This window comes from Chitinophaga rupis (assembly GCF_900109685.1).
Taxonomy (GTDB): Bacteria; Bacteroidota; Bacteroidia; order Chitinophagales; family Chitinophagaceae; genus Chitinophaga; species Chitinophaga rupis.
In genome coordinates this window covers 598,633-618,771 of the sequence record NZ_FOBB01000001.1, presented here as the reverse complement: position 1 = coordinate 618,771, position 20,139 = coordinate 598,633, and the positions used below count along the sequence as shown (strand labels likewise).

14 protein-coding genes are annotated in these 20,139 nt (G+C 47.8%); 5 read left to right on the top strand and 9 right to left on the bottom strand.

The window, feature by feature from the left end:
• The first annotated feature begins 176 nt into the window (after nucleotides 1-176).
• The gene (locus BMZ54_RS02375; RefSeq protein ID WP_089906541.1) at nucleotides 177-620 is read left to right on the top strand and encodes a MauE/DoxX family redox-associated membrane protein; all 444 of its coding nucleotides are present in this window, start codon (nucleotides 177-179) and stop codon (nucleotides 618-620) included.
• 169 nt (nucleotides 621-789) lie between these two features.
• Here BMZ54_RS02375 and BMZ54_RS02370 read toward each other — a convergent pair whose 3' ends face one another.
• The 4 genes from BMZ54_RS02370 to BMZ54_RS02355 form a co-directional block, all read right to left on the bottom strand.
• Entirely contained in the window at nucleotides 790-1,395 is a 606-nt protein-coding gene (locus BMZ54_RS02370; protein ID WP_089906540.1) for a ClpP family protease, read from the bottom strand.
• 11 nt (nucleotides 1,396-1,406) lie between these two features.
• Nucleotides 1,407-1,667, bottom strand: a complete 261-nt coding sequence (locus tag BMZ54_RS02365; RefSeq protein ID WP_143080882.1) for a hypothetical protein — start codon at nucleotides 1,665-1,667, stop codon at nucleotides 1,407-1,409.
• A complete protein-coding gene (locus BMZ54_RS02360) occupies nucleotides 1,648-2,178 on the bottom strand; it encodes an RNA polymerase sigma factor (RefSeq protein WP_089906538.1) in 531 nt (176 codons plus the stop codon). The genes BMZ54_RS02365 and BMZ54_RS02360 overlap by 20 nt, the downstream gene beginning before the upstream one ends.
• Nucleotides 2,179-2,309: 131 nt before the next feature.
• Entirely contained in the window at nucleotides 2,310-3,137 is an 828-nt protein-coding gene (locus BMZ54_RS02355) for a class I SAM-dependent methyltransferase (protein ID WP_089906537.1), read from the bottom strand.
• Between the two features lie 768 nt (nucleotides 3,138-3,905).
• On the opposite strand from BMZ54_RS02355, the gene BMZ54_RS02350 reads away from it, so the two are divergent.
• The 4 genes from BMZ54_RS02350 (at nucleotide 3,906) to BMZ54_RS02335 (ending at nucleotide 13,397) form a co-directional block, all read left to right on the top strand.
• Nucleotides 3,906-7,040: a SusC/RagA family TonB-linked outer membrane protein gene (locus tag BMZ54_RS02350; protein ID WP_238386464.1), complete on the top strand. Its 3,135-nt coding sequence runs from the start codon at nucleotides 3,906-3,908 to the stop codon at nucleotides 7,038-7,040.
• 9 nt (nucleotides 7,041-7,049) lie between these two features.
• Nucleotides 7,050-8,666 (top strand): SusD/RagB family nutrient-binding outer membrane lipoprotein, encoded by a 1,617-nt coding sequence (locus BMZ54_RS02345; protein WP_089906535.1) that lies wholly within the window; start codon nucleotides 7,050-7,052, stop codon nucleotides 8,664-8,666.
• A 130-nt stretch (nucleotides 8,667-8,796) separates the two neighbouring features.
• Entirely contained in the window at nucleotides 8,797-12,072 is a 3,276-nt protein-coding gene (locus BMZ54_RS02340) for a VCBS repeat-containing protein (RefSeq protein ID WP_089906534.1), read from the top strand.
• Between the two features lie 2 nt (nucleotides 12,073-12,074).
• Entirely contained in the window at nucleotides 12,075-13,397 is a 1,323-nt protein-coding gene (locus tag BMZ54_RS02335) for a vanadium-dependent haloperoxidase (RefSeq protein ID WP_089906533.1), read from the top strand.
• Nucleotides 13,398-13,509: 112 nt separating this feature from the next.
• Here the strand turns inward: BMZ54_RS02335 and preA are convergent, their stop codons facing one another.
• The 5 genes from preA to BMZ54_RS02310 form a co-directional block, all read right to left on the bottom strand.
• The gene (gene preA, locus BMZ54_RS02330; protein ID WP_089906532.1) at nucleotides 13,510-14,778 is read right to left on the bottom strand and encodes an NAD-dependent dihydropyrimidine dehydrogenase subunit PreA; all 1,269 of its coding nucleotides are present in this window, start codon (nucleotides 14,776-14,778) and stop codon (nucleotides 13,510-13,512) included.
• A 92-nt stretch (nucleotides 14,779-14,870) separates the two neighbouring features.
• Nucleotides 14,871-16,244, bottom strand: a complete 1,374-nt coding sequence (locus tag BMZ54_RS02325; protein ID WP_089906531.1) for an NAD(P)-dependent oxidoreductase — start codon at nucleotides 16,242-16,244, stop codon at nucleotides 14,871-14,873.
• A gap of 30 nt (nucleotides 16,245-16,274) precedes the next feature.
• Nucleotides 16,275-17,141 (bottom strand): nitrilase-related carbon-nitrogen hydrolase, encoded by an 867-nt coding sequence (locus BMZ54_RS02320; protein WP_202909120.1) that lies wholly within the window; start codon nucleotides 17,139-17,141, stop codon nucleotides 16,275-16,277.
• Nucleotides 17,142-17,276: 135 nt separating this feature from the next.
• Nucleotides 17,277-18,659, bottom strand: a complete 1,383-nt coding sequence (hydA, locus tag BMZ54_RS02315; protein WP_089906529.1) for a dihydropyrimidinase — start codon at nucleotides 18,657-18,659, stop codon at nucleotides 17,277-17,279.
• Entirely contained in the window at nucleotides 18,643-20,130 is a 1,488-nt protein-coding gene (locus tag BMZ54_RS02310) for an NCS1 family nucleobase:cation symporter-1 (RefSeq protein ID WP_089906528.1), read from the bottom strand. The genes hydA and BMZ54_RS02310 overlap by 17 nt, the downstream gene beginning before the upstream one ends.
• Between the last annotated feature and the right edge of the window lie 9 nt (nucleotides 20,131-20,139).

Sequence of the window (20,139 nt, the reverse complement as noted above, 5' to 3'; positions counted from 1 at the left end):
TAAATTTCGTGCTTTTAAAAACTTAGCAGGATAATGATTCGTTAATGCAATTGTTAATCCGATACTAACAGCAATGGGCGTACTCAGCTACAGTATTTAACGCCAGATTAACCAGAGAATAAATTATTATTTTTACATTTATTGGCTATAGCCAAAAGATTGTCAACAGATCCCCTATGAAAAGAAAAACAGTCGTAGATATTATTGCTTACCTGTTTATTGTGCTCTTCATTTATGCAAGTGTCAATAAACTCATAGACTATGAGAACTTCAGCGCGGAGCTGGGGAAATCGCCCCTGCTTACTGCTTTTGCCCGTTGGGTAGCCTGGGGTATCCCCGCAATTGAGCTGGTAGTAGTGGTGTTACTAACCGTTCCTAAATGGGCCCTGGTAGGGTTTTATGCGGCTTTCAGCCTCATGACCATGTTCACCGCGTATATTATTGCCATCCTGAAGTTCAGTGATTTTATTCCCTGCTCCTGCGGGGGCGTGCTGCAAAGCATGAACTGGGATCAGCACCTGGTGTTTAATATCTTTTTTATTGTGCTGGGCTTTATAGGCATCCTGCTATACGAGGCTGATGATCATAAAACGGTAAAAGTGCAGCCGGTAGCTGCATGATATCATATAACAAATGCAGGGCAAACCGAAACCTGTAAGTAAAAAGTAGGTATTGATCACGAAAACGTATGTTATGTGAACAATTGTCATTAACCAAGATCAATATTTTTCACCTTATAAGCCGGGGCCCCCTCCGGCTTATGTTTTTCCCTTAATGGCGGAAGGAGCATCAGGTAGCTGCCAGTTTAGCTGGTAGCTGCAGCTCAGCAGCATTGCCCAGCACTTCATCTACCAGCCCAAAATCTTTGGCTTCGATTGCATTCATAAACTTATCCCTTCTGAAAGTTTCTTCAATCTCATCCCGGGTATGACCGGAATGCTGTCCGATGATTTGGAACAAACGGTTCTGCAGGCGTTCCTGTTCCCGGTAGGCAATACTCACATCTTCCGTATAACCTTTAGCGCCTCCACTGGTGGGGTGCATATGAATAGTGGCATTGGGCAGGGCATAGCGCTGGCCCGCTGCGCCGGCAGTAAGTATTACGGTGCCCATGCTGCCGGTAAAACCTACTGCTACTGTGGAAACGGGCGATTTCATACTTTTCATGGTATCATAAATAGCCAGGCCGGCATACACGCTGCCACCGGGGCAGTGAACGTATAAGCGCACGGGATAATGGTTCTCACTATCCAGGAATAGCAGCTGCGCCACTACCAGGTTGGCTACCTGGTCATCAATGCCGGCGCCTAAAAAAATGATCCGTTCCTTTAAGAGCAGGCTATAGATATCATAGGCGCCACGGGTGGCGCTATCCAATACGGTTGGTATTAGCATGGCAATAAATTTTATTTAAAAATAGAGTTGAGTGCTGCCTGGAAGGCAGGATCTGTGGCGCACAGGTTATCGAAGATGGTTTGCAGCTGCTGCCGTTTTGCGGCCCGGCCCAGTGAGCGTATGAGCTGATGCGCCTGTGACTGCGCCTGCACATTTTCCTGCAAAGCGCTATTGGTAAGCATTTGCGCCTGAAACAGCAGTTTGTCTTCTGTGCTCATGGCCTGCAGCAGGTACTGGTCAATATACTGTGCTTCATCCAATAACTTCCTCATAAGCGGCGCTGCTTTTAATGTGATCGCGAACTTTTTCCAGGCACTTGTATTTCTGCACGGTGGCAGAGTGGATGGTTTTGTAATGGAACTTTTCTGCAATCTCCTGCATGGAGTGCTGCTCATAATAGAATGCCTGTAACAGCTGCATACATTTCCTGCCGGCTGTTTGCAGGTATTGCATCAGAGAGCGGCCTTTTTCCGGTACCGGCGTATAAAAATCTTCCGGTATGCTGTAGGCGTCTGTTATATGATCATCCAGCGGCTGCCGGCGGCTATCGGTTTTAAATTTGCGCAGCCATAATATTTTGGTGATGCCCACCAGGTAAGCTTTGGCAGATACCTGGATGTGCAGCTTTTGCTGCTGCTGTTTTTCCATGTAAATAACCAGGGCATCATGAAAGAGGTCTTTGGCGGTTTCCAGGTCGCCACCCAGCTGCTGTACAACGCGGGCTACCTGGGGAAAGGTGTCCCGGTAAAGATCTGTTAATGCTTGCGCTGCTTGTTCCTGCATAACTATTGGTTTTATATAATAGTGTCAGCAAAAGGGGAGATATCACCCTTAATTTAAGAAAAAATTTTTGCAGCATGCCGGGCTACTGGTGTCCGGCACAACCATGCTGTAGCTGCTGTCCGGCAGCAAGGCTACACCACTGCATGTACAATAGAGGCCCGCCGCGGTGGCTGCAAACCATCTGTACGGCCGGCAAAGTACTTAGCCGCCTGTTCCGGTGTAAAAAAGGATACCGTTGTAAATCCGTGCTGCCGCAGCTTCTGTTCCAGCGCTTCCGGCGTAAAATGCGTGATCCAGGGCTCGCCCAGGTCAGCGGCCCTTTGGCTAAGGTTAGAAAAATAATCAGCGTTTTTCTGCTGGGAAAAGGTAAGCACCAGCTCTGTACCTGTTGCCAAAGCGCCTATAAAGCTCAGCGTAGCATCAATAGCCTCCATGGTAAGATAAGTGAGCACACCCAGCCAGGCAATAAATACCGGTGCATTAAGATCGAACAATGTTTGTTGTAAAACGTTTTTAATAGAAGAGGTTTCAAAATCAACCGGTACAAAGCTAAGATTAGGAGGGAGGCTAATGCCGGTTTGTGCCAGCCTGTTGCGTTTTTGCGCCTGGCTATCAGGATGGTCTATTTCAAAAATATGCAGGTCCTTAGCCCATACCGGCTGCCGGTAAGCAAACGTATCAAATCCGGCACCTAATATTATATATTGCCGTATTCCTTTATCAAATGCCTGTTGCAGGACATCTTCCGTATAACGGCTGCGTAACACCACGTGTGTGCGCATCCTGGCGGCTTCCGGCATTTGATAAATGGCAGGGTTGTGCTGAATGTGCTGTATTACTGCCGGCTCCAGTAATTTTAATATTACCTCATCCTGCAGCAGTTTGGGAGTGCCGTCTAACAATTGGTGGGCGGCCCGCAGGGCAGCTGCGCCAATGGCGGTTGCGCTGGCTGTTTTCATAATCTTAAATTAACATAGTTAAATATAAAATTAACATAGTTGCATAAATACAATCAAAATGTTACAAACATTCCCAGCTTAATGTATGATCTTTAATAGAGTATAGAAAGTATGTCTTAATTTTTAGTTAAAATAATGTTTGCTTTTAAAAGAAATTAATACTAACTATGTGGCAGATCCGGTAGAGAGTACGCCGGACGCTAAGCACTAAGTGATACCTGAACAATGAAGCAGCAGCAATCTTAAGCACCACGATGAATTTTCCATGAATCCCCCGATGGGGACGTATGTAGACTAACTTGATTATTTCAACCAAATTAACGAAACATGTAAAGAACAATGGAACGATGATCGATGTATTGTTGTTATTCTATTAGAAAATCAATTTAGATTATTGTAGTGAACAATGAATTGACTTGACTTAAGAAAGGGTCAGTATTAACGAAACATGTAAAGAACAATGGAACGATGATCGATGTGTTGTTGTTATTCTATTAGAAAATCAATTTACATTATTGTAGTGAACAATTGAATTGACCTGACTTAAGGAAGGGTCAGTAGTTATAGATTTCTAAAGGAAATGCATGCCTCCCTCTGAGGTGTATCGGCATCTTTATCTCTAACCAAAATCGGTAAATATGTACAGAAGAACAATGAAGTTTAGCGATACATAAGCGTACAGGCAATACTATGTTTAATAATTGCATGCTGCAAAAATAGCATGTGGCTCTCTCTATGTCTAAATCAAACCAAAATTAAATCCAATAAATGATGAGACAACTACGTCTGCTGATTATGGCGCTGCTGCTTGGCTCGGCAGCATTTGCACAAACAAGGCAGTTGACAGGTTCTGTCAAGGATGCAACATCCGGGGCAGCGCTTCCGGCAATCACCGTGCAGGTAAAAGGAACGAACACTGCTACCGTAACCGGTGGCGATGGTACTTTCTCTTTAAAAGTGCCGCAGGGAGCTTTTACATTACAGCTGTCCCTGGTGGGCTATGGCACTAAAGCAATAGAAGTAACACCTGAACAAACACATCTTGACCTGGTCATGAGTGAAACATCCACTCAGCTGGGCGAGCTGGTAGTAACGGCATTGGGCATATCAAAAGATTCCAAGAAAGTAGGCTACTCCGTAACCAAAGTGGATGGCAGCCTGATGACGCAGGCGAGGGAAACCAACGTAGGCTTGTCATTGGGCGGCCGTGTGGCTGGTGTGAATGTACATGGTTCCAGCGGTGGTCCGGGTTCTTCTGCCCGTATCCTGTTAAGAGGTATGCCCAGCATGAATAGTAGTACTGGTGGTACTGGAACTGGCGCCGGCACAGGGTCCCCGCTGTTTGTAATAAACGGGGTACCTATTGATAATACACAACGCGGTGCTGCCGGCGAATGGGGTGGCTCTGACAATGGCGACGGTCTTTCCAATATTAACCCGGATGATATTGAAACCATGACGGTGCTGAAAGGCCAGTCTGCATCTGCATTATATGGTGCAAGGGCTGCCAACGGTGTTATTATCATTACCACCAAATCCGGTAAAAAAGGCGCTTTCACTGTGGAGTATAATATGAACTATTCCATGGATAAGGCCATTAACTTTACCGATTTTCAGTATGACTACGGCCAGGGCCGGCAGGGCAGCAAACCTAATAATGCTGCAGATGCGCAAGGTACTGCCAGGTTAGCCTGGGGCGCTAAAATGGATGGCTCACAGGTTATCCAGTATGATGGTAAGCAATATGCTTATTCTCCCTTCAAAGATAACATTGCCAACTTTTACAGAACAGGACCTTCCTTTACCAATACGGTAGCTGTTTCCGGTGGTGGAGAAAAAGGTACTTTCCGTTTGTCTATGTCTAACCTGGATAACAAGTCTATTGTTCGCAACAGTGGGTTAGACCGGAAAACCATTAGCCTGAACATGGACCAGAAGGTAGGTGACCGGCTGACTGTAAGAGTGCTGGCTAACTATATAGATGAACAGCAAAAGAACAAACCACAGATCAGTGACGGGCCTTCAAACCCCAATAACGGTATCTGGCTTGCCGGCAACATCAACGAAAACATACTGGCTCCCGGTTTAGATGCCAATGGAAAAGAAATAGTGTTCAGTGATGATAACTATGTAACCAATCCCTGGTTTGTAGTGAGCAAGTATGTAAACAATATAGGCAGAAAACGCCTGATCAGCGCTATTACCGCCCGTTACGAGCTTACCAGCTGGTTGTATGCTCAGGGCCGTATAGGATATGACCTGGAAAATGACCAGATCCTTAAGGTAACGGCATCCGGCACCAACTTTTCCATACAAACTGAAACCGGTTATTCCGGCAGGCTGGAAGAGCAGAGCCGCACCCAAACCTATCAGCTGAATGGGGATGCATTGTTGGGCCTCAGCAAAAAAATAACTTCCGACTTTAGTATAGACGCTGCAGTAGGCGCCAACTTACTGAAGAACGGTTTTGACTATCAGACCCTCAATGGTGGACCTTTCATCGTTGACAACCTGTACACCCCTCTTAACGTGGTGAACGCTGGCAAGGACTATAAATACTGGAAAAGAGAAGCGCATTCCGGTTATTATACTGCCGACTTCAACTATAAATCTTACCTCACACTAAGCACTACGGGCAGGTATGATGTATTCTCGACACTGGCAGGACCTGGTATACCCAAGAGCCAGATGAGGATCTTTACGCCTTCTGTATCCGGTAGCTTTATCTTCTCTGAGCTGGTAAAAGTACCGCACATGGATTATGGCAAGCTGCGTGCATCCTTTGCAAAAACCAGCGGGGAACCTTTCGAGGCATATAAAACAGCTGTGTACTATGCCGTGGAAGGCTCTGTTAACGGAATACCTACCGGCAGATTTAGCGACGGATTGCCCAGCGGTTTGTTAAAACCATACACCGTAACAGAGCTGGAATTTGGTACGGAGCTGAAATTCTTTGATAACCGTTTAGGATTTGATGTGTCGTACTTTACCCGCAAAACAAAGAATGAGATCATGCAGGCAGACCTTAGCCGGTCTACCGGTTATACAAAAGGATATGTACCTACCGGTTCTACCCAGAACAGGGGCCTGGAAGTATTGGTGACCGGTACACCTGTTAAGAGCAGGAATTTTAGCTGGAATGCTTCAGTGAACTTTACTTCTGTAAGCAATAAGATCCTGGAAACAGATGCTAACAGCAACCCGATTTATTTGGGTACCAACCGCTTCAACCATGGCAACGCCAATACCGTGTTCATAAAAGGAATGTCCGGCCCGCAGATACAGGTATATGATTACAAGTATGATGCAAAAGGAAATATAGTAGTAGATGCCTCCGGGTTACCGGAAGTAGGCAACCAGGTATACAGGGGTAGCGTATTGCCTACTATATACGGTGGTTTAAACAACGAGTTTAACTTCAAAGGTGTGAGCCTTGCCTTCCTGATAGATTACAATTATGGCAACAAGGTGCTTTCTTCTACCGCTGCTGAAAGCGTGTACCGCGGTTTGAATAAGTCCACACTGGCAGGTAGGGAAACCGGTATCACCGTTGGTGTGCGTGAAGATGGTACACAGAATACTGTTAAGGCTTCCGCACAGGACTATTACCAGGCACTGGCACAAAGGATCACCGCCATAAGTGTACTGGACGGTGACTACATTAAGCTGCGCCAGCTTACACTGGGTTACAGCCTTCCTGAGAAATTATTAGCCGGCGTGCCTTTGATACGCACCTTACAGGTTTCTTTAGTAGGCCGCAACCTCTGGACAATAATGAAACATAGCGATAATATTGATCCTGAATCAGGGTTTGCAACTATTGTAAGATACGCAGGTATTGAAGGTACCGGCTTACCTTCCACCAGGACATACGGTGTAAACGTTAATATCAAATTCAAATAAGCAAGGAACATGAAAAAACTACTGATATATATTGGTATCACTTCCGCACTGCTACAGGCGGGATGTACCAAGAATTTTGAGGAGATCAATACAGATCCCACACAAACGGACGCCGCTCACTATGATCCAAACTATCTTTTGACCAGCGCCCAGTACATGTTTTCTTCACAGGGGTATAATATTTCCCTGTTCACCAGCATGTGGGCACAAACCATGGCTTCTACCTCATCACTGAGCTCCAATTACCTCTCCAATGCCGATAAATATGTAGCATCCAGCGGTACGCCCGATTACCAGGGACGTCTCTGGAACAACAATTACGGCCAAAGCGACCAGTTCTGGACAGGAGCAGGCAGTATGGTATATGAAGCAGCCAGTTTAACGGCAGATGATGCTTCAAAGAGCAACCTGAACGCCATCTGTAAAATTATGAAAGTGCTGTTGCTGCAGGAATTAACAGATGTGTATGGCGATATCCCTTATAGCCAGGCATTACAGGGTAAGGCAGGTGTTACACAACCAGTGTATGATAAACAGCAGGATATTTACAACACCATGTTCAAGGAGCTGGAAGCTGCCATTGGCCAGCTGAGTACATCCGGGGGAGCTGTGAGCGGCGACCTGTATTACAAGGGAGATGTTGCCAAGTGGAAAAAATTCGGCTACTCATTAATGTTACGCCTGGCTATGCGCTTAACAAAAGTGGATGCTGCCACCGCCAAAACTTGGGCGGAGAAAGCGGCTGCTGGCGGTACCTTTGCCGGCGTTGCGGACGATGCTTTTATAGCTACCCAGAACAGCACCGGGCACGATAATGCCCAGGCAAGGGTATATAATACGGATATTTACCAGACCCGTTGGAGCAAAACATTCATTGATTATCTCAGGGCTAACAATGATCCCCGCCTGGGTGTAATTGCAGAAGTACCTGCTGATGGACTGGCGGCTAACCAAACTTCCAGCCCCGGCGTAACAACTGCTGCTGTGCAGTTAGGGATGCCCAATGGGTATGATCTGAACGGTGGCCCAACAGATATTACGCATGCACCGGGTTACCCCGGCGGTACCGGTACAGGCGCTAACGCTACGCCTATCGGAAAATATTCCCGTCCCCGTACTTCTATGTACGCTAACAGGAGCGGTAATATTTTTGTGCTCACCTACGCAGAAACAGAGCTGATGCTGGCAGAAGCTGCCGCAAGGGGATGGAGCGTAGGCGCTACCGCTGCGGCGCACTACCGCAATGGTGTATCTGCAGCCCTGCAGTCCCTGGCAGTACTGGGTGCAGATGGCGCCATCAGCGCAACTATTGCCGATGCATATGCACTGGCGCATCCGCTGAATATAACTTCCCTGGATGCATCCCTGAAACAGATCAACGAGCAATACTGGGCTACTACCGGCGCTTTCTTCCTGTACGTGGAAACATGGATCAACTGGAAAAGATCCGGTTATCCCGTGCTGACGCCCGTAAATTATCAGAGTAACTTCTCCAATGGTACCATACCCAGAAGGCAGCCTTATCCAACCATAGAAGCTAACCTGAACAAAGCTAACTACAACGATGCGGTAAGCAGGATAGGAACTGGTGATAACTGGACTTCACGCGTATGGTGGGATAAATAATAACATGTTTTAAATGTTGATGTAAGAGCAATAAATGTAGAGTAGATGCAGCGGTTATTATTCCGCTGCATCTGCTTTTGTAACCCGGACTGATTACTATGTGCAGTTGAAAAAATAACTGTTATACACCATGCAATATTCCACTCTCTTATTTTTTTTGCTTTGCCCGCTGTTTGTAAAAGCGCAACAGCCGCTTTTTGAACTATTACCGCCTAAAACCACCAACATCCGTTTCAGTAATGATATTAATGAAACGGAGCACCTGAACGTATTAGCCTACGAATATTTCTATAACGGCGGCGGCATAGCCGTAGGCGATATTAACAATGACGGCCTGGACGACCTGTTCTTCACGGCTAATATGGGGCCCAACAAGCTGTACCTGAACCAGGGCAACCTGAAATTTAAAGATATTACCAGGGATGCTGCCAAAGAGCTGGAAGGCCGCAGCGGCGCCTGGAAAACCGGCGTTACTATGGCCGATGTAAATGGAGATGGCCTGCTGGATATTTATGTTTGTTACTCCGGCAAAACTACTTTTGAGCAGCGCCGCAACCAGCTGTTCATTAACCAGGGCAACCTGAAATTTAAAGAAAGCGCTAAAGAATATGGATTGGATGATCCGGGGTACAGCACCACCGCCGTATTCTTTGATTATGATAATGATGGTGATCTGGATATGTTCCTGCTTAACCATAACGTGATCAAGATCGATAACATGGAGCTGGCCAAACGCCGTGGGGAAACGGACTCCCTGGCAGGCAACAAGCTTTATGAAAATAAGGACAATCACTTTACAGACGTTTCCAAAAAAGCCGGCATTATCCAGAACCCGCTGACTTTTGGCCTAGGCGTGGCCGTAGCTGATATTAACCAGGACGGCTGGCCCGATGTATATGTGACCAATGATTACAATGAACCGGATCACCTGTACATCAACAACCAGGATGGTACTTTCCGGGAAGATACGCAGAACTGTTTCCGGCATCTTTCCCAGTTCTCGATGGGCGTAGATATTGCCGATTATAACAACGATGGCCTGCCGGATGTAATGACGCTGGACATGCTGCCGGAAGATAATCGCCGTCAGAAATTATTACAGCTGCAGGAAAATTATGAATCCTTTGAGCTGATGCTATCGCAGGGACTGTACAAACAGTACATGCGCAATATGCTGCAGCTGAATAATGGCGATGGCACCTTTAGTGAGATAGGACAGCTGGCAGGCGTATCCAATACAGACTGGAGCTGGTGCCCGCTGCTGGCTGACCTGGATAATGACGGGTATAAAGACCTGTTCATTACCAACGGTTATTTAAGAGACTATACCAACAAAGATTTTTTACGTTACTGGGGCGATTATAAAGTAAAAAAAGCAGTGGACCGTGAACCGGTAATGCTTATGGACCTGGTAACAGCCATGCCTTCCACCACTTTAATGAACTACGTTTTCAGGAATGAGCATGACCTTACTTTTTCCAACAAACAAAAAGACTGGGGCTTTACCAAAACCGGTATTTCCAGCGCAGCCGTATATGCCGACCTGGATAATGATGGTGACCTGGACCTGGTGATCAATAATATTAACGAACCGGCAGCAGTGTATAAAAACCTGAGCCGCGAACAAAATAAAGGCAATTATCTGGGTATAAAGCTGCAGGCCAAAACCGGCAATACAGCGGCTATTGGCGCTAAGGTAACCGTGTATGCCAACGGCGGTCTGCAGTATGAAGAAGTGAATCCCAGCAGGGGATACCTTTCTGCCTTGCCTGCCAGCCTGCATTTTGGATTGGGCAGCGCACAGCAGGCAGATTCAGTACGCATTACCTGGCCGGACCACACCACGCAGCTGCTGACCAATGTTGCAGCCAACCAGCAGCTGGCAGTAGCCTATGCAGGTATAACCGCGCCGGTGCTGCAAAAAGACCCTTCAGCCAAAACGCTCTTCAGCAGAACAAAAGGCATTATTGGTTACAAACATGAAGATGACCAGGTGAATGACTTTAAGCGGCAGCCGCTGATGCTGTTCATGTATTCCAGCGCTGGGCCGGTGCTGGCTAAGGGAGATGTGAATAACGACGGCCGGGAGGACCTGTACATCAGCAGTGATAAGAACCAGCCGGGAAGGCTGTTTGTACAGCAGCCCGGCGGCGCATACAGCATCAGCACTGAATCAGTGCTGGATGCGGAAGATGGCCCGGTAACGGCTGATGCGCTGTTCTTTGATGCCAATGGCGACGGGTTTAATGACCTGTACCTGGCCAAAGGCGGTTACGCTTTATTTGATCCCCATACGCCTGCCCTGCAGGATGTGCTGTACCTGAATGATGGCAAGGGTAAGCTGGTGCTATCCAAAGATGCTTTGCCGGACGTGAGCGCCAACAGCAAATCGTGTGTACGTGCCTGTGATTTTGATAACGACGGTGATATGGACCTGTTCATAGGCGGGCGCGTAATACCCGGCCAGTACCCCGCGCCGCCTGCTTCCTGGCTGCTGGTGAATGATGGTAAAGGAAAATTTACTGCCGCTACCGCGCCTTTTGCCAACATTGGTATGGTAACGGATGCACAGTGGACTGATGTGAATAAAGATGGCCGTAAAGATCTGCTGCTCTGCGGGGAGTTTATGCCGGTAACCCTGTTCCTGAATACGGCCACGGGCTTTACAGATAAAACCAGCGATTATTTTGAGCAGATGCCCAAAGGCTGCTGGTTCAGCATGGCGTTGGCAGATGTGGATGGTGACGGACAGGAAGATATTATTGCCGGCAACCTGGGCCTGAACACACAGGTACATACTTCTGAAAAAGAGCCGGCAGAATTATACTATGCAGACTTTGACGGCAATGGTTCTATTGATCCTTTCTTTAACTGTTACATTAAAGGCGTGAGCTATCCTTTTGTGAGCCGTGATGAGCTGAATGACCAGATCTATCCCATGCGCCGCAAATTCAGCTCCTATAAGAATTATGCGGATGCTACCATGAAGGAGATTTTCAGCGCAGATGAATTATCTAAAGCAGGTAAGCTAACGTTAACGGATTGCCGTACACAATGTTTTCTGCGTAAGAACGGCAAATTTGCGGCTGCCCCATTGCCTTTACAGGCGCAGTTTTCCATAGTTACCAAAATTATGACCGGCGACTTTGATCACGATGGTAAAACAGACCTGCTGCTCTTAGGCAACCACAGTGATAACCGTTTAAAAATAGGAAGTATGGATGCCAGCTATGGCTGTTTGCTGCAGGGAGATGGCAAGGGGCAATTTAAATATATGCAGCCGGCTGTTTCCGGGTTATCCGTGGCCGGTGATGTAAAGTCTGCCACAGAAATAACCATCAAAGCGGATAAGTATATGGCGATAGGTGTAAATAATGTAGGCGTTTTATTATACAAAGAACAATAGTTATGGGAAAATGGATAATTGTTTGTTTATTTTTTTGTCAGCTGGGTTATGCCCAGCGGCCCGCACCTGACCTTAGCAACCAGGTACAACCCGCCGTTTGGAATATTACCATGGTAATGCTGCATGATGTGGTGAACCCGCCGGCAGCCGCCCGTTATTATGCTTACTGCACCGCAGCAGCATATGAAATAGTGGCGCAGCATAATAGCAGCATGCCCCAAACAGCCGGGTTTATCAAATCGTACCCTGTTATTACCATTAGCGGCGCAAAGGATGATTACAACTATGAGGCTGCTGCAGTATATGCCATACTGGAAGCGGGGCGGCTGATGCTGCCCTCAGGTTTTATGCTGGAAGCGCAGCAGGCAAAATTGCTGAACACTTTTAAAAAGGAAAAGCTTTCGCAAAAAATAATTGACCACTCGGTAGCTGTAGCTAAGGAAGTAGTGCCGCAGATCATTAACTGGTCTAAAAAGGACCACTACAACCAGCTGAGCGCACGCGTGCGTTATACGCCTAAAAAAGGAGATGAATACTGGTATCCTACGCCGCCGGCTTATATAGAAGCGGTGGAGCCGCACTGGAAAACCATCCGCCCCATGGTAATAGATACCTGCAATGCCTTTGCACCGGCGCCGCCTGTACCATTCAGTAAGGATAGTGGCAGCGCTTTTTATAACCTGAGCAAAGAAGTGTATGAAGCAGGTATTCATCCCAAGCAGGAGGAGCTGGTGATTGCCGCTTTCTGGGATTGTAACCCCTTTGCGGTATCTACTGCAGGGCATATGGCTGTTGGATTTAAAAAGATAACACCAGGCGGGCACTGGATGAATATTGCAGGCATTGCCGCTAAAAAGGCCAAGCTGGATTTTGATAGAACGCTGCTGCTGCATACCATTACAGCCGTTACGGAAATGGATGCCTTCATCAGCTGCTGGGATGAAAAATACCGCAGCAACCGCATACGGCCGGAAACGTATATTAACCGCTATATTGATGTGAACTGGAAACCGCTGCTGCAAACACCGCCCTTCCCGGAATATACCAGCGGGCATAGCGTAATGTCTACCGCCACTGCACAGGTGCTTACTTACCTGATGGGCGATCAGTTTTCTTTTACAGATAATTCAGAAGAAATGTTCGAGATCCGTGCACGCAGCTTTACCTCCTTTATGCAGGCTGCTGCGGAAGCAGCCATTTCACGCCTGTATGGCGGTATCCATTTCCGTGATTCCATTGAGAACGGAGCAACACAAGGGAAGAATATTGGCGATAATATTATAGAGAAATTAAAGGCAGCTGGTGTGCAACCCGTGCATTCATGATTATGGCACGGTATATGTGAGTTTATTTACAACTTTGTCACTTACTAACCCATTATAAACATCACTCCTCCACTTTAACCGGTGGCAGGAGTGATTGCTTTTTAGGACATGCTCAATGATCATTCAACGGCAGCCCTCTCCGCTGATACTCTGTCCAGTTAAGGTATTCCGGGCCTTTGCGATGTTCATCCATGGTAATGCAATCTTCTACCGGGCAAACCAGCTTGCATAAATTACAGCCTACACATTCCTCCGTTTTTACCGTGTAGGTATTATACGGTTTTCCATATTCCAGGTGTATGGATTGGTGCGAGGTATCCTCACAGGCGATGTAACACAAACCGCAATGCACGCATTTATCCTGGTGAATGTTGGCAATAATGTGATAGTTAATATCCAGCGCTTCCCATTTGGTGATGCGGTTTACAGACTGCCCGATAAAATCATTGAGGGTAGCAAAACCTTTTTCATCCATCCAGTTGCTGAGCCCTTCACACAGGTCCTCAATAATACGGAAGCCGTGTTTCATTACTGCAGTGCACACCTGCACATTGGAAGCACCCAGCAGCATAAACTCCACTGCATCTTTCCAGGTGCTTATTCCGCCTATGCCGGACACGGGTACACGGGAAGTAACGGCATCCTGGCTAATGGTGGTCAGCATTTTTAAGGCAATAGGTTTTACCGCCGGGCCGCAATACCCGCCAAAAGCAGACTGCCCGCCAACATTCGGGTTGGGGATCAGCGTATCCAGGTCAATACCGGTAACGGATTGAATGGTATTAATAAGTGACAGCGCATTCGTACCTGCTTCCACCACCGCTTTACCGGTAGGTACTACGGAATGCACGTTGGGAGTTAGCTTGGTAATAACCGGGATGGTGGCTTTTTCCATTACCCACTCCACTACCATGCGTGCAATTTCAGGGTCCTGGCCAACAGCTGAGCCCATTCCTCTTTCATTCATGCCATGGGGGCAGCCGAAGTTCAGCTCTATACCATGTGCGCCTGTATCTTCTACTTTAGCAATCATTTCATGCCAGCTGTTGCGGTCATTATCTGCCATCAGGGATACGATCATGGCGCGGTCCGGGAACAGCTTTACACATTCCCTGATCTCCTGCAGGTTCAGCTCCAGCGGCCGGTCGCTGATAAGCTCTATATTATTAAAGCCCATTACGCGGCTGCCATGATAGTCGACCGCAGAGTAACGGCTGGATACATTTTTTACCTGCGATCCCAGTGTTTTCCAGACAATACCACCCCAGCCGGCTTCCAGTGCGCGCAGCACATTATACTTTTTATCTGTAGGCGGCGCGCTGGCCAGCCAGAAGGGATTGGGAGATTTGATACCCAGGAAGTTTGCAGAGATATTGGCCATGTTTAAAGAATTGTAGTTCAAAAAATAGTTGGCAGTTGGCAGTGTGCAGTTAGCAGTCCGGAGGTCATTGTGCACATAATGATAAATAACTATTACTTATGCTGATGGTTACTGACTGCCAACTGCTCACTGCCAACTAAGTACTCCAGTATAGCAGCCGCGCCCTCCTTACCTGCCTGTACCGCGTCCACTACCTCTTTACCACCGTTCACACAATCGCCGCCGGCAAATACGCCGGGGATGTTGGTAGCGTTGTTTTTAATGATGATCTTTCCCTGCTGATGATGTATTTGCTCACTGGTAATAAGCGCTTCAAAAGGTACCTGTCCTGCTGCTTTAATGATCATGTCAACTTCCAGCGTAAAGGTTTGACCCGTGTCTACCGGTGCGCGGCGGCCGCTGGCATCAGGTGCACTTAGCTGCATAATGCTGCAGATAAGCTGCTGTACTTTTCCATCCTGCCCCTTCACTTCTTTCGGGGCTGCCAGCCATTGCAGCTTGCAGCCATCCAGCTTTGCAATTTCCAGCTCTGCTTCCGTGCAGGGCATTTCTTCCTGTGTTCTGCGGTATACAATCGTCACTTCTTTTGCGCCTAAACGTTTGGCCTGTGTTGCGGCATCTATGGCCGTCATACCCAAACCTATTACAGCTACCTTATCACCTACCGGTACGGCCGGGTAACCTTTGCTGCGGAGCTCATAAATAAATTGAATGGCATCTACCACACCGTCCAGCGTTTCGCCGGGTATGTCCAGCTGCCGCGCCACGCCTACGCCAATGCCCAGGTACACGGCATCGTAATCCCTTTGCAGCTCAGGCAGGCTAAGGTTTTTTCCCAGCTCTTTATTGTATTGAATGTGAATGCCGCCTAAGGAGGTAATGTAGTTCACCTCATCTTCGCAAAACTGCGGGGTTACTTTGTAAGCTGCAATGCCGTAGGTCATTAACCCGCCGCCTTTACTTTCCTTCTCAAAAATGGTGACTTCAATACCTTCCCGGGAAAGCACATGTGCGCAGCTTAAACCGGCAGGGCCTGCACCTACAATAGCTACTTTTTTACCGGTGGCAGGCTTGCGTTCAAACAGGCGCCATTGGCCACTGATGGCTTTTTCCGTTGAATGTCTTTGCAGTTTGGCAATAGCAATGGGCTTTTCGTGCATCAGGTTATATACGCAGGAACCTTCGCACAGCTTTTCTACGGGGCATACCTTACTGCAGCCACCGCCCATAATGTTGGCGCTGAAAATAGTGTGGGCCGATCCTTTGATGTTATCTGTGGCTATCTGCTTAATGAATTTGGGTATATTAATACTGGTGGGGCAGCTTTTAATACAGGGCGCATCATAACAGAACAGGCAGCGATTAGCCTCTACCAGCGCGGCTTCCCGGCTTTCGAAAGGAGGGTGTATATCGCTAAAGTTCTCGTTGTACTGTTCAGCGGTCAAGCGGTTGTTCACAATGGCCATAGCAATGTATTAATGTCAGGAATAACAGGTTTAAAGCTCTGTGAGCTTGCCGTACGTTTCCGGGCGCCGGTCGCGGAAGAACTGCCAAACACTTCTTACTTCCTCTATTTTATCCAGGTCAAACTCAGCTATCAGTAATTCATCTTTATCTTCCGATGCAGTGGCGAATATTTGTCCGCGTGGATCTACAAAGTAAGAGCTGCCATAAAACTTCCCCAGGTTCCAGGGTTGTTCTGTACCTACACGGTTAATACAACCCATAAAATACCCGTTGGCGGCAGCATGGGCAGGCTGCTCCAGCTTCCATAAATATTGGGAAAGGCCGGCTACTGTAGCGGATGGGTTGTACACTATTTCTGCACCGTTTAATCCCAGGCAGCGGGCGCCATCAGGAAAGTGCCGGTCGTAACAGATGTACACGCCTACTTTTGCATAACGGGTTTGAAACACCGGGTAGCCCAGGTTGCCGGGCTTAAAGAAAAACTTTTCCCAGAAACCGGATGTATGCGGAATATGATTTTTGCGGTATTTGCCCAGGTAAGTGCCATCGGCATCAATCACTGCAGCTGTATTGTACAATACGCCGGCCTGCTCTTTTTCATACACCGGCACAATGATCACCATGCTGTACTTTTTAGCATAAGCGGCCATGCGCTCTGTAGTAGGACCGGGCACTGTTTCTGCAGATGCATACCAGCGCGCATCCTGCCCGGGGCAGAAGTAAGGCGTGCTGAATATTTCCTGCAGGCATAGGATCTGCACTCCTTTTTGTCCTGCCTCCTCTATCAGCGGCAAATGTTTCTGGATCATGGCTTCCTTGATCTCCTCAATGGTACCTTCACCTTCTGTCTTAGGCAGGCTCATTTGAATAAGGCCGGATTTAATGATTCTTGGCATAATTTGAAAATTTGAGTCCATGGTCCATAGTCAATGGTCCATAGCCTTGAACATTATATTATGTATTTCGAGTAATGACATTAACGCACTACATTTCTTACGGGTTTATGCCATGGACCATGGACCATGGACTCTTCAAATCTTCCCACTCACTTTGCCGCGTTTTACAAACTGGCCGTAACCCTTATCCAGCAGGCATTCCCCGTTGTTAATAGCTACCTTGCCACGTAGCACCACTGTTTTTATTTTACCTGTCAGCTCCCAGCCTTCGTAGGCAGAATAGTCTACGTTCATATGATGCGCACCGGCAGTAATGGTATGTTTAGCCTGCGGGTCCAGGATCACAATGTCTGCATCGCTGTTTACGGCAATGGTGCCTTTGCGGGGGAACATGCCGAATATTTTGGCAGGATTGGTGCAGGCTACTTCCACATATTTATTAAGTGTGATCTTTCCTTTGTGCACTCCTTCGCTGTATAGCAGCTCCATGCGGTGCTCTATGGCGGGATGGCCGTTGGGGATCTTTGAAAAATCATCTTTGCCCATAAGCTTTTGTTCCCATTTAAACGGGCAATGGTCCGTTGCCACTACATTTACCAAACCCTGGTTAATACCGGCCCACAGCGTGGCCTGATCTTTCTTTTCACGCAGCGGCGGGCTCATGACCCATTTGGCGCCGTCGAAGTCCTGCTCATATAAGGCAGCATCCAGCAGCAGGTATTGAATGCAGGTTTCCACAAACACATGCTGGTTACGGCGGGTGGCCTGGCGTACTGCATTCAGCGCACCTTCGCAGGTAAGGTGTACAATATATCCCGGGCAGCCGGTGTAGTTGGAGATATCTGCAAAGCGGCCGCTGGCTTCTGCTTCTGTTACTTCCGGCTGGGAGAGGTAGTGATACAGCGGCGATAATTTTCCTTCAGCCCGGTGTTTGGCTACCAGGTAATCGATCATATCGCCATTGGTAGCGTGCACAGTTACCATGCCGCCATGTTTTTTTACTTCCTGCATCAGCGCCGTCATTTGCCGGTCGTCTATCATCAGCGCGCCTTTATAAGCCATAAAGGTTTTGAAAGAGGTAATGCCTTCGTGTTCTATAAAAGTTTTGATCTCCTGTTTTGTTGCATCATTAAAATCGGTTACCGCCATATGAAAGCTGTAATCGCTTACACAGTTGCCATTGGAACGGGAACGCCATTCATCCAGCGCCGCTTTTAAAGAGCTGCCCTGCTTTTGCAGAATGAAATCTATGACCATGGTAGTGCCGCCATGTAATGCAGCACGGGTACCGGTTTCATAGCTGTCGCTGGAAAAGGTGCCCATAAAAGGCATCTCTAAATGCACATGCGGATCAATGCCGCCGGGCATTACCAGCATGCCTTCCGCATCAATAGTTTCACCGGCCGGTATGGACAGGTTGTTGCCGATCACGGCTATCTTTTCCCCTTCAATAAAAATGTCTGCCACATAATCATCTGCGGCAGTAATGATCCTTCCGTTTTTAATCAAGAGCGACATAAGACGATGTTTCTTTAATAGTTTGAATACCGTGCCGGTAGGTTTGCATCAACAGCATATACGCAATGCCGCTTACCAGGAAGCCTACAAACCAGGCATAATTATAGAGCTGCGCAAGCCACGCCGGTACTGCATCCGGCGCAATGGCTTTAATAGTGACCAGGAAGCCCGGCACATTCGGTAAAATGCCAATGAGCAATGCTGCTACTGCGGGTATATTAAATCCCCTGCTAAAGCTGTAGCTGCCGGCAGGATTATACAGCTCCGGCACTACCAGGTATTGCTTGCGTATGAAATAATAATCTGTGATCATAATACCGCCCACAGGCCCCAGCAGGCTGGAATAGGCTATGAGCCAGGTAAAGATGTAACCGCTGGGATCTGCGATCAGCTTCCAGGGGAAAATAAGTATCCCCAGCACACCGGTAATGTAACCGCCTTTGCGGAAGTTGATGCGCGCCGGCCACAGGTTGGCAAAGTCATTGGCGGGGCTTACAATATTGGCTGCAATGTTGGTGGCTAATGTAGAAATAGCCACTGCTATCATGGCAAGGCTTACCAGCAGCTTACTATCAAATTTACCGGCCAGCACCAGCGGATCCCAGATGGTGGTGCCGTACACAATGGTGGTGGCAGAAGTAACCACGACGCCAATAAAAGAGAACAGGGTCATAGAGGGCGGCAGGCCAATGATCTGCCCTCTTACCTGCGCCTGCTGGCTAACAGCATACCGTGTAAAATCAGGAATGTTAAGGGAAAGCGTTGCCCAGAAACCTACCATGCCGGTAAGCGCCGGTAAAAAGAAATTTAAAAAGCCATTGGCTGAAGTAAACCTGGACGGTTGCTGCAAAATAGGCCCTAAGCCATGGCCCGCGCCAATGGCCCACCACAATAACGCCAACGCAGCTACGGGTAAAAAGATGGCCTTAAACACCAATAATTTCCGGATGCTTTCCACACCCAGGTATACCACATACATATTCAGGCACCAGAATAGCAGGAAGGTAATAGCTGGGCCTGTTTTTAAGCCGAAGGATTCAGGGAACACCGTAGGCAGGGTTTCCAGCCAGGGCATCCATAACCGCAGCATCTGGTACAGCGCAAAGCCGCCGATCCAGGTTTGAATACCAAACCAGCCACAGGCTACAATAGCACGCAGGATAGCAGGAATGTTAGCGCCCGTTACGCCAAAGCTGGCCCTGGCAAATACCGGGAAGGGAATGCCGTATTTAGCGCCGGCATGCCCGTTCAGGATCATGGGCACCAATACAATGCTGTTACCCAGGAAAATGGTGAAGATGGCCTGCCACCAGTTCATACCTCCTTCAATGAGCGAACTGGCAAGCATATACGTAGGAATGCACAGGCTCATGCTGATCCACAGCGCTGCATAGTTCCAGGTATTCCAGGTGCGGTTGGCCGGTGATACAGGCGCCAGGTCTTCACTGTAAAGAGAGGAGGTTTCGCTCATGGTGATGAT

What these genes read in the sequence shown, in the direction of transcription:
- BMZ54_RS02375 (WP_089906541.1), top strand. Translation starts at nt 177, where the DNA reads ATGAAAAGAAAAACAGTCGTAGATATTATTGCTTACCTGTTTATTGTG.
- BMZ54_RS02370 (WP_089906540.1), bottom strand. Translation starts at nt 1,395, where the DNA reads ATGCTAATACCAACCGTATTGGATAGCGCCACCCGTGGCGCCTATGAT.
- BMZ54_RS02365 (WP_143080882.1), bottom strand. Translation starts at nt 1,667, where the DNA reads ATGAGGAAGTTATTGGATGAAGCACAGTATATTGACCAGTACCTGCTG.
- BMZ54_RS02360 (WP_089906538.1), bottom strand. Translation starts at nt 2,178, where the DNA reads ATGCAGGAACAAGCAGCGCAAGCATTAACAGATCTTTACCGGGACACC.
- BMZ54_RS02355 (WP_089906537.1), bottom strand. Translation starts at nt 3,137, where the DNA reads ATGAAAACAGCCAGCGCAACCGCCATTGGCGCAGCTGCCCTGCGGGCC.
- BMZ54_RS02350 (WP_238386464.1), top strand. Translation starts at nt 3,906, where the DNA reads ATGATGAGACAACTACGTCTGCTGATTATGGCGCTGCTGCTTGGCTCG.
- BMZ54_RS02345 (WP_089906535.1), top strand. Translation starts at nt 7,050, where the DNA reads ATGAAAAAACTACTGATATATATTGGTATCACTTCCGCACTGCTACAG.
- BMZ54_RS02340 (WP_089906534.1), top strand. Translation starts at nt 8,797, where the DNA reads ATGCAATATTCCACTCTCTTATTTTTTTTGCTTTGCCCGCTGTTTGTA.
- BMZ54_RS02335 (WP_089906533.1), top strand. Translation starts at nt 12,075, where the DNA reads ATGGGAAAATGGATAATTGTTTGTTTATTTTTTTGTCAGCTGGGTTAT.
- preA (WP_089906532.1), bottom strand. Translation starts at nt 14,778, where the DNA reads ATGGCCAATATCTCTGCAAACTTCCTGGGTATCAAATCTCCCAATCCC.
- BMZ54_RS02325 (WP_089906531.1), bottom strand. Translation starts at nt 16,244, where the DNA reads ATGGCCATTGTGAACAACCGCTTGACCGCTGAACAGTACAACGAGAAC.
- BMZ54_RS02320 (WP_202909120.1), bottom strand. Translation starts at nt 17,141, where the DNA reads ATGCCAAGAATCATTAAATCCGGCCTTATTCAAATGAGCCTGCCTAAG.
- hydA (WP_089906529.1), bottom strand. Translation starts at nt 18,659, where the DNA reads ATGTCGCTCTTGATTAAAAACGGAAGGATCATTACTGCCGCAGATGAT.
- BMZ54_RS02310 (WP_089906528.1), bottom strand. Translation starts at nt 20,130, where the DNA reads ATGAGCGAAACCTCCTCTCTTTACAGTGAAGACCTGGCGCCTGTATCA.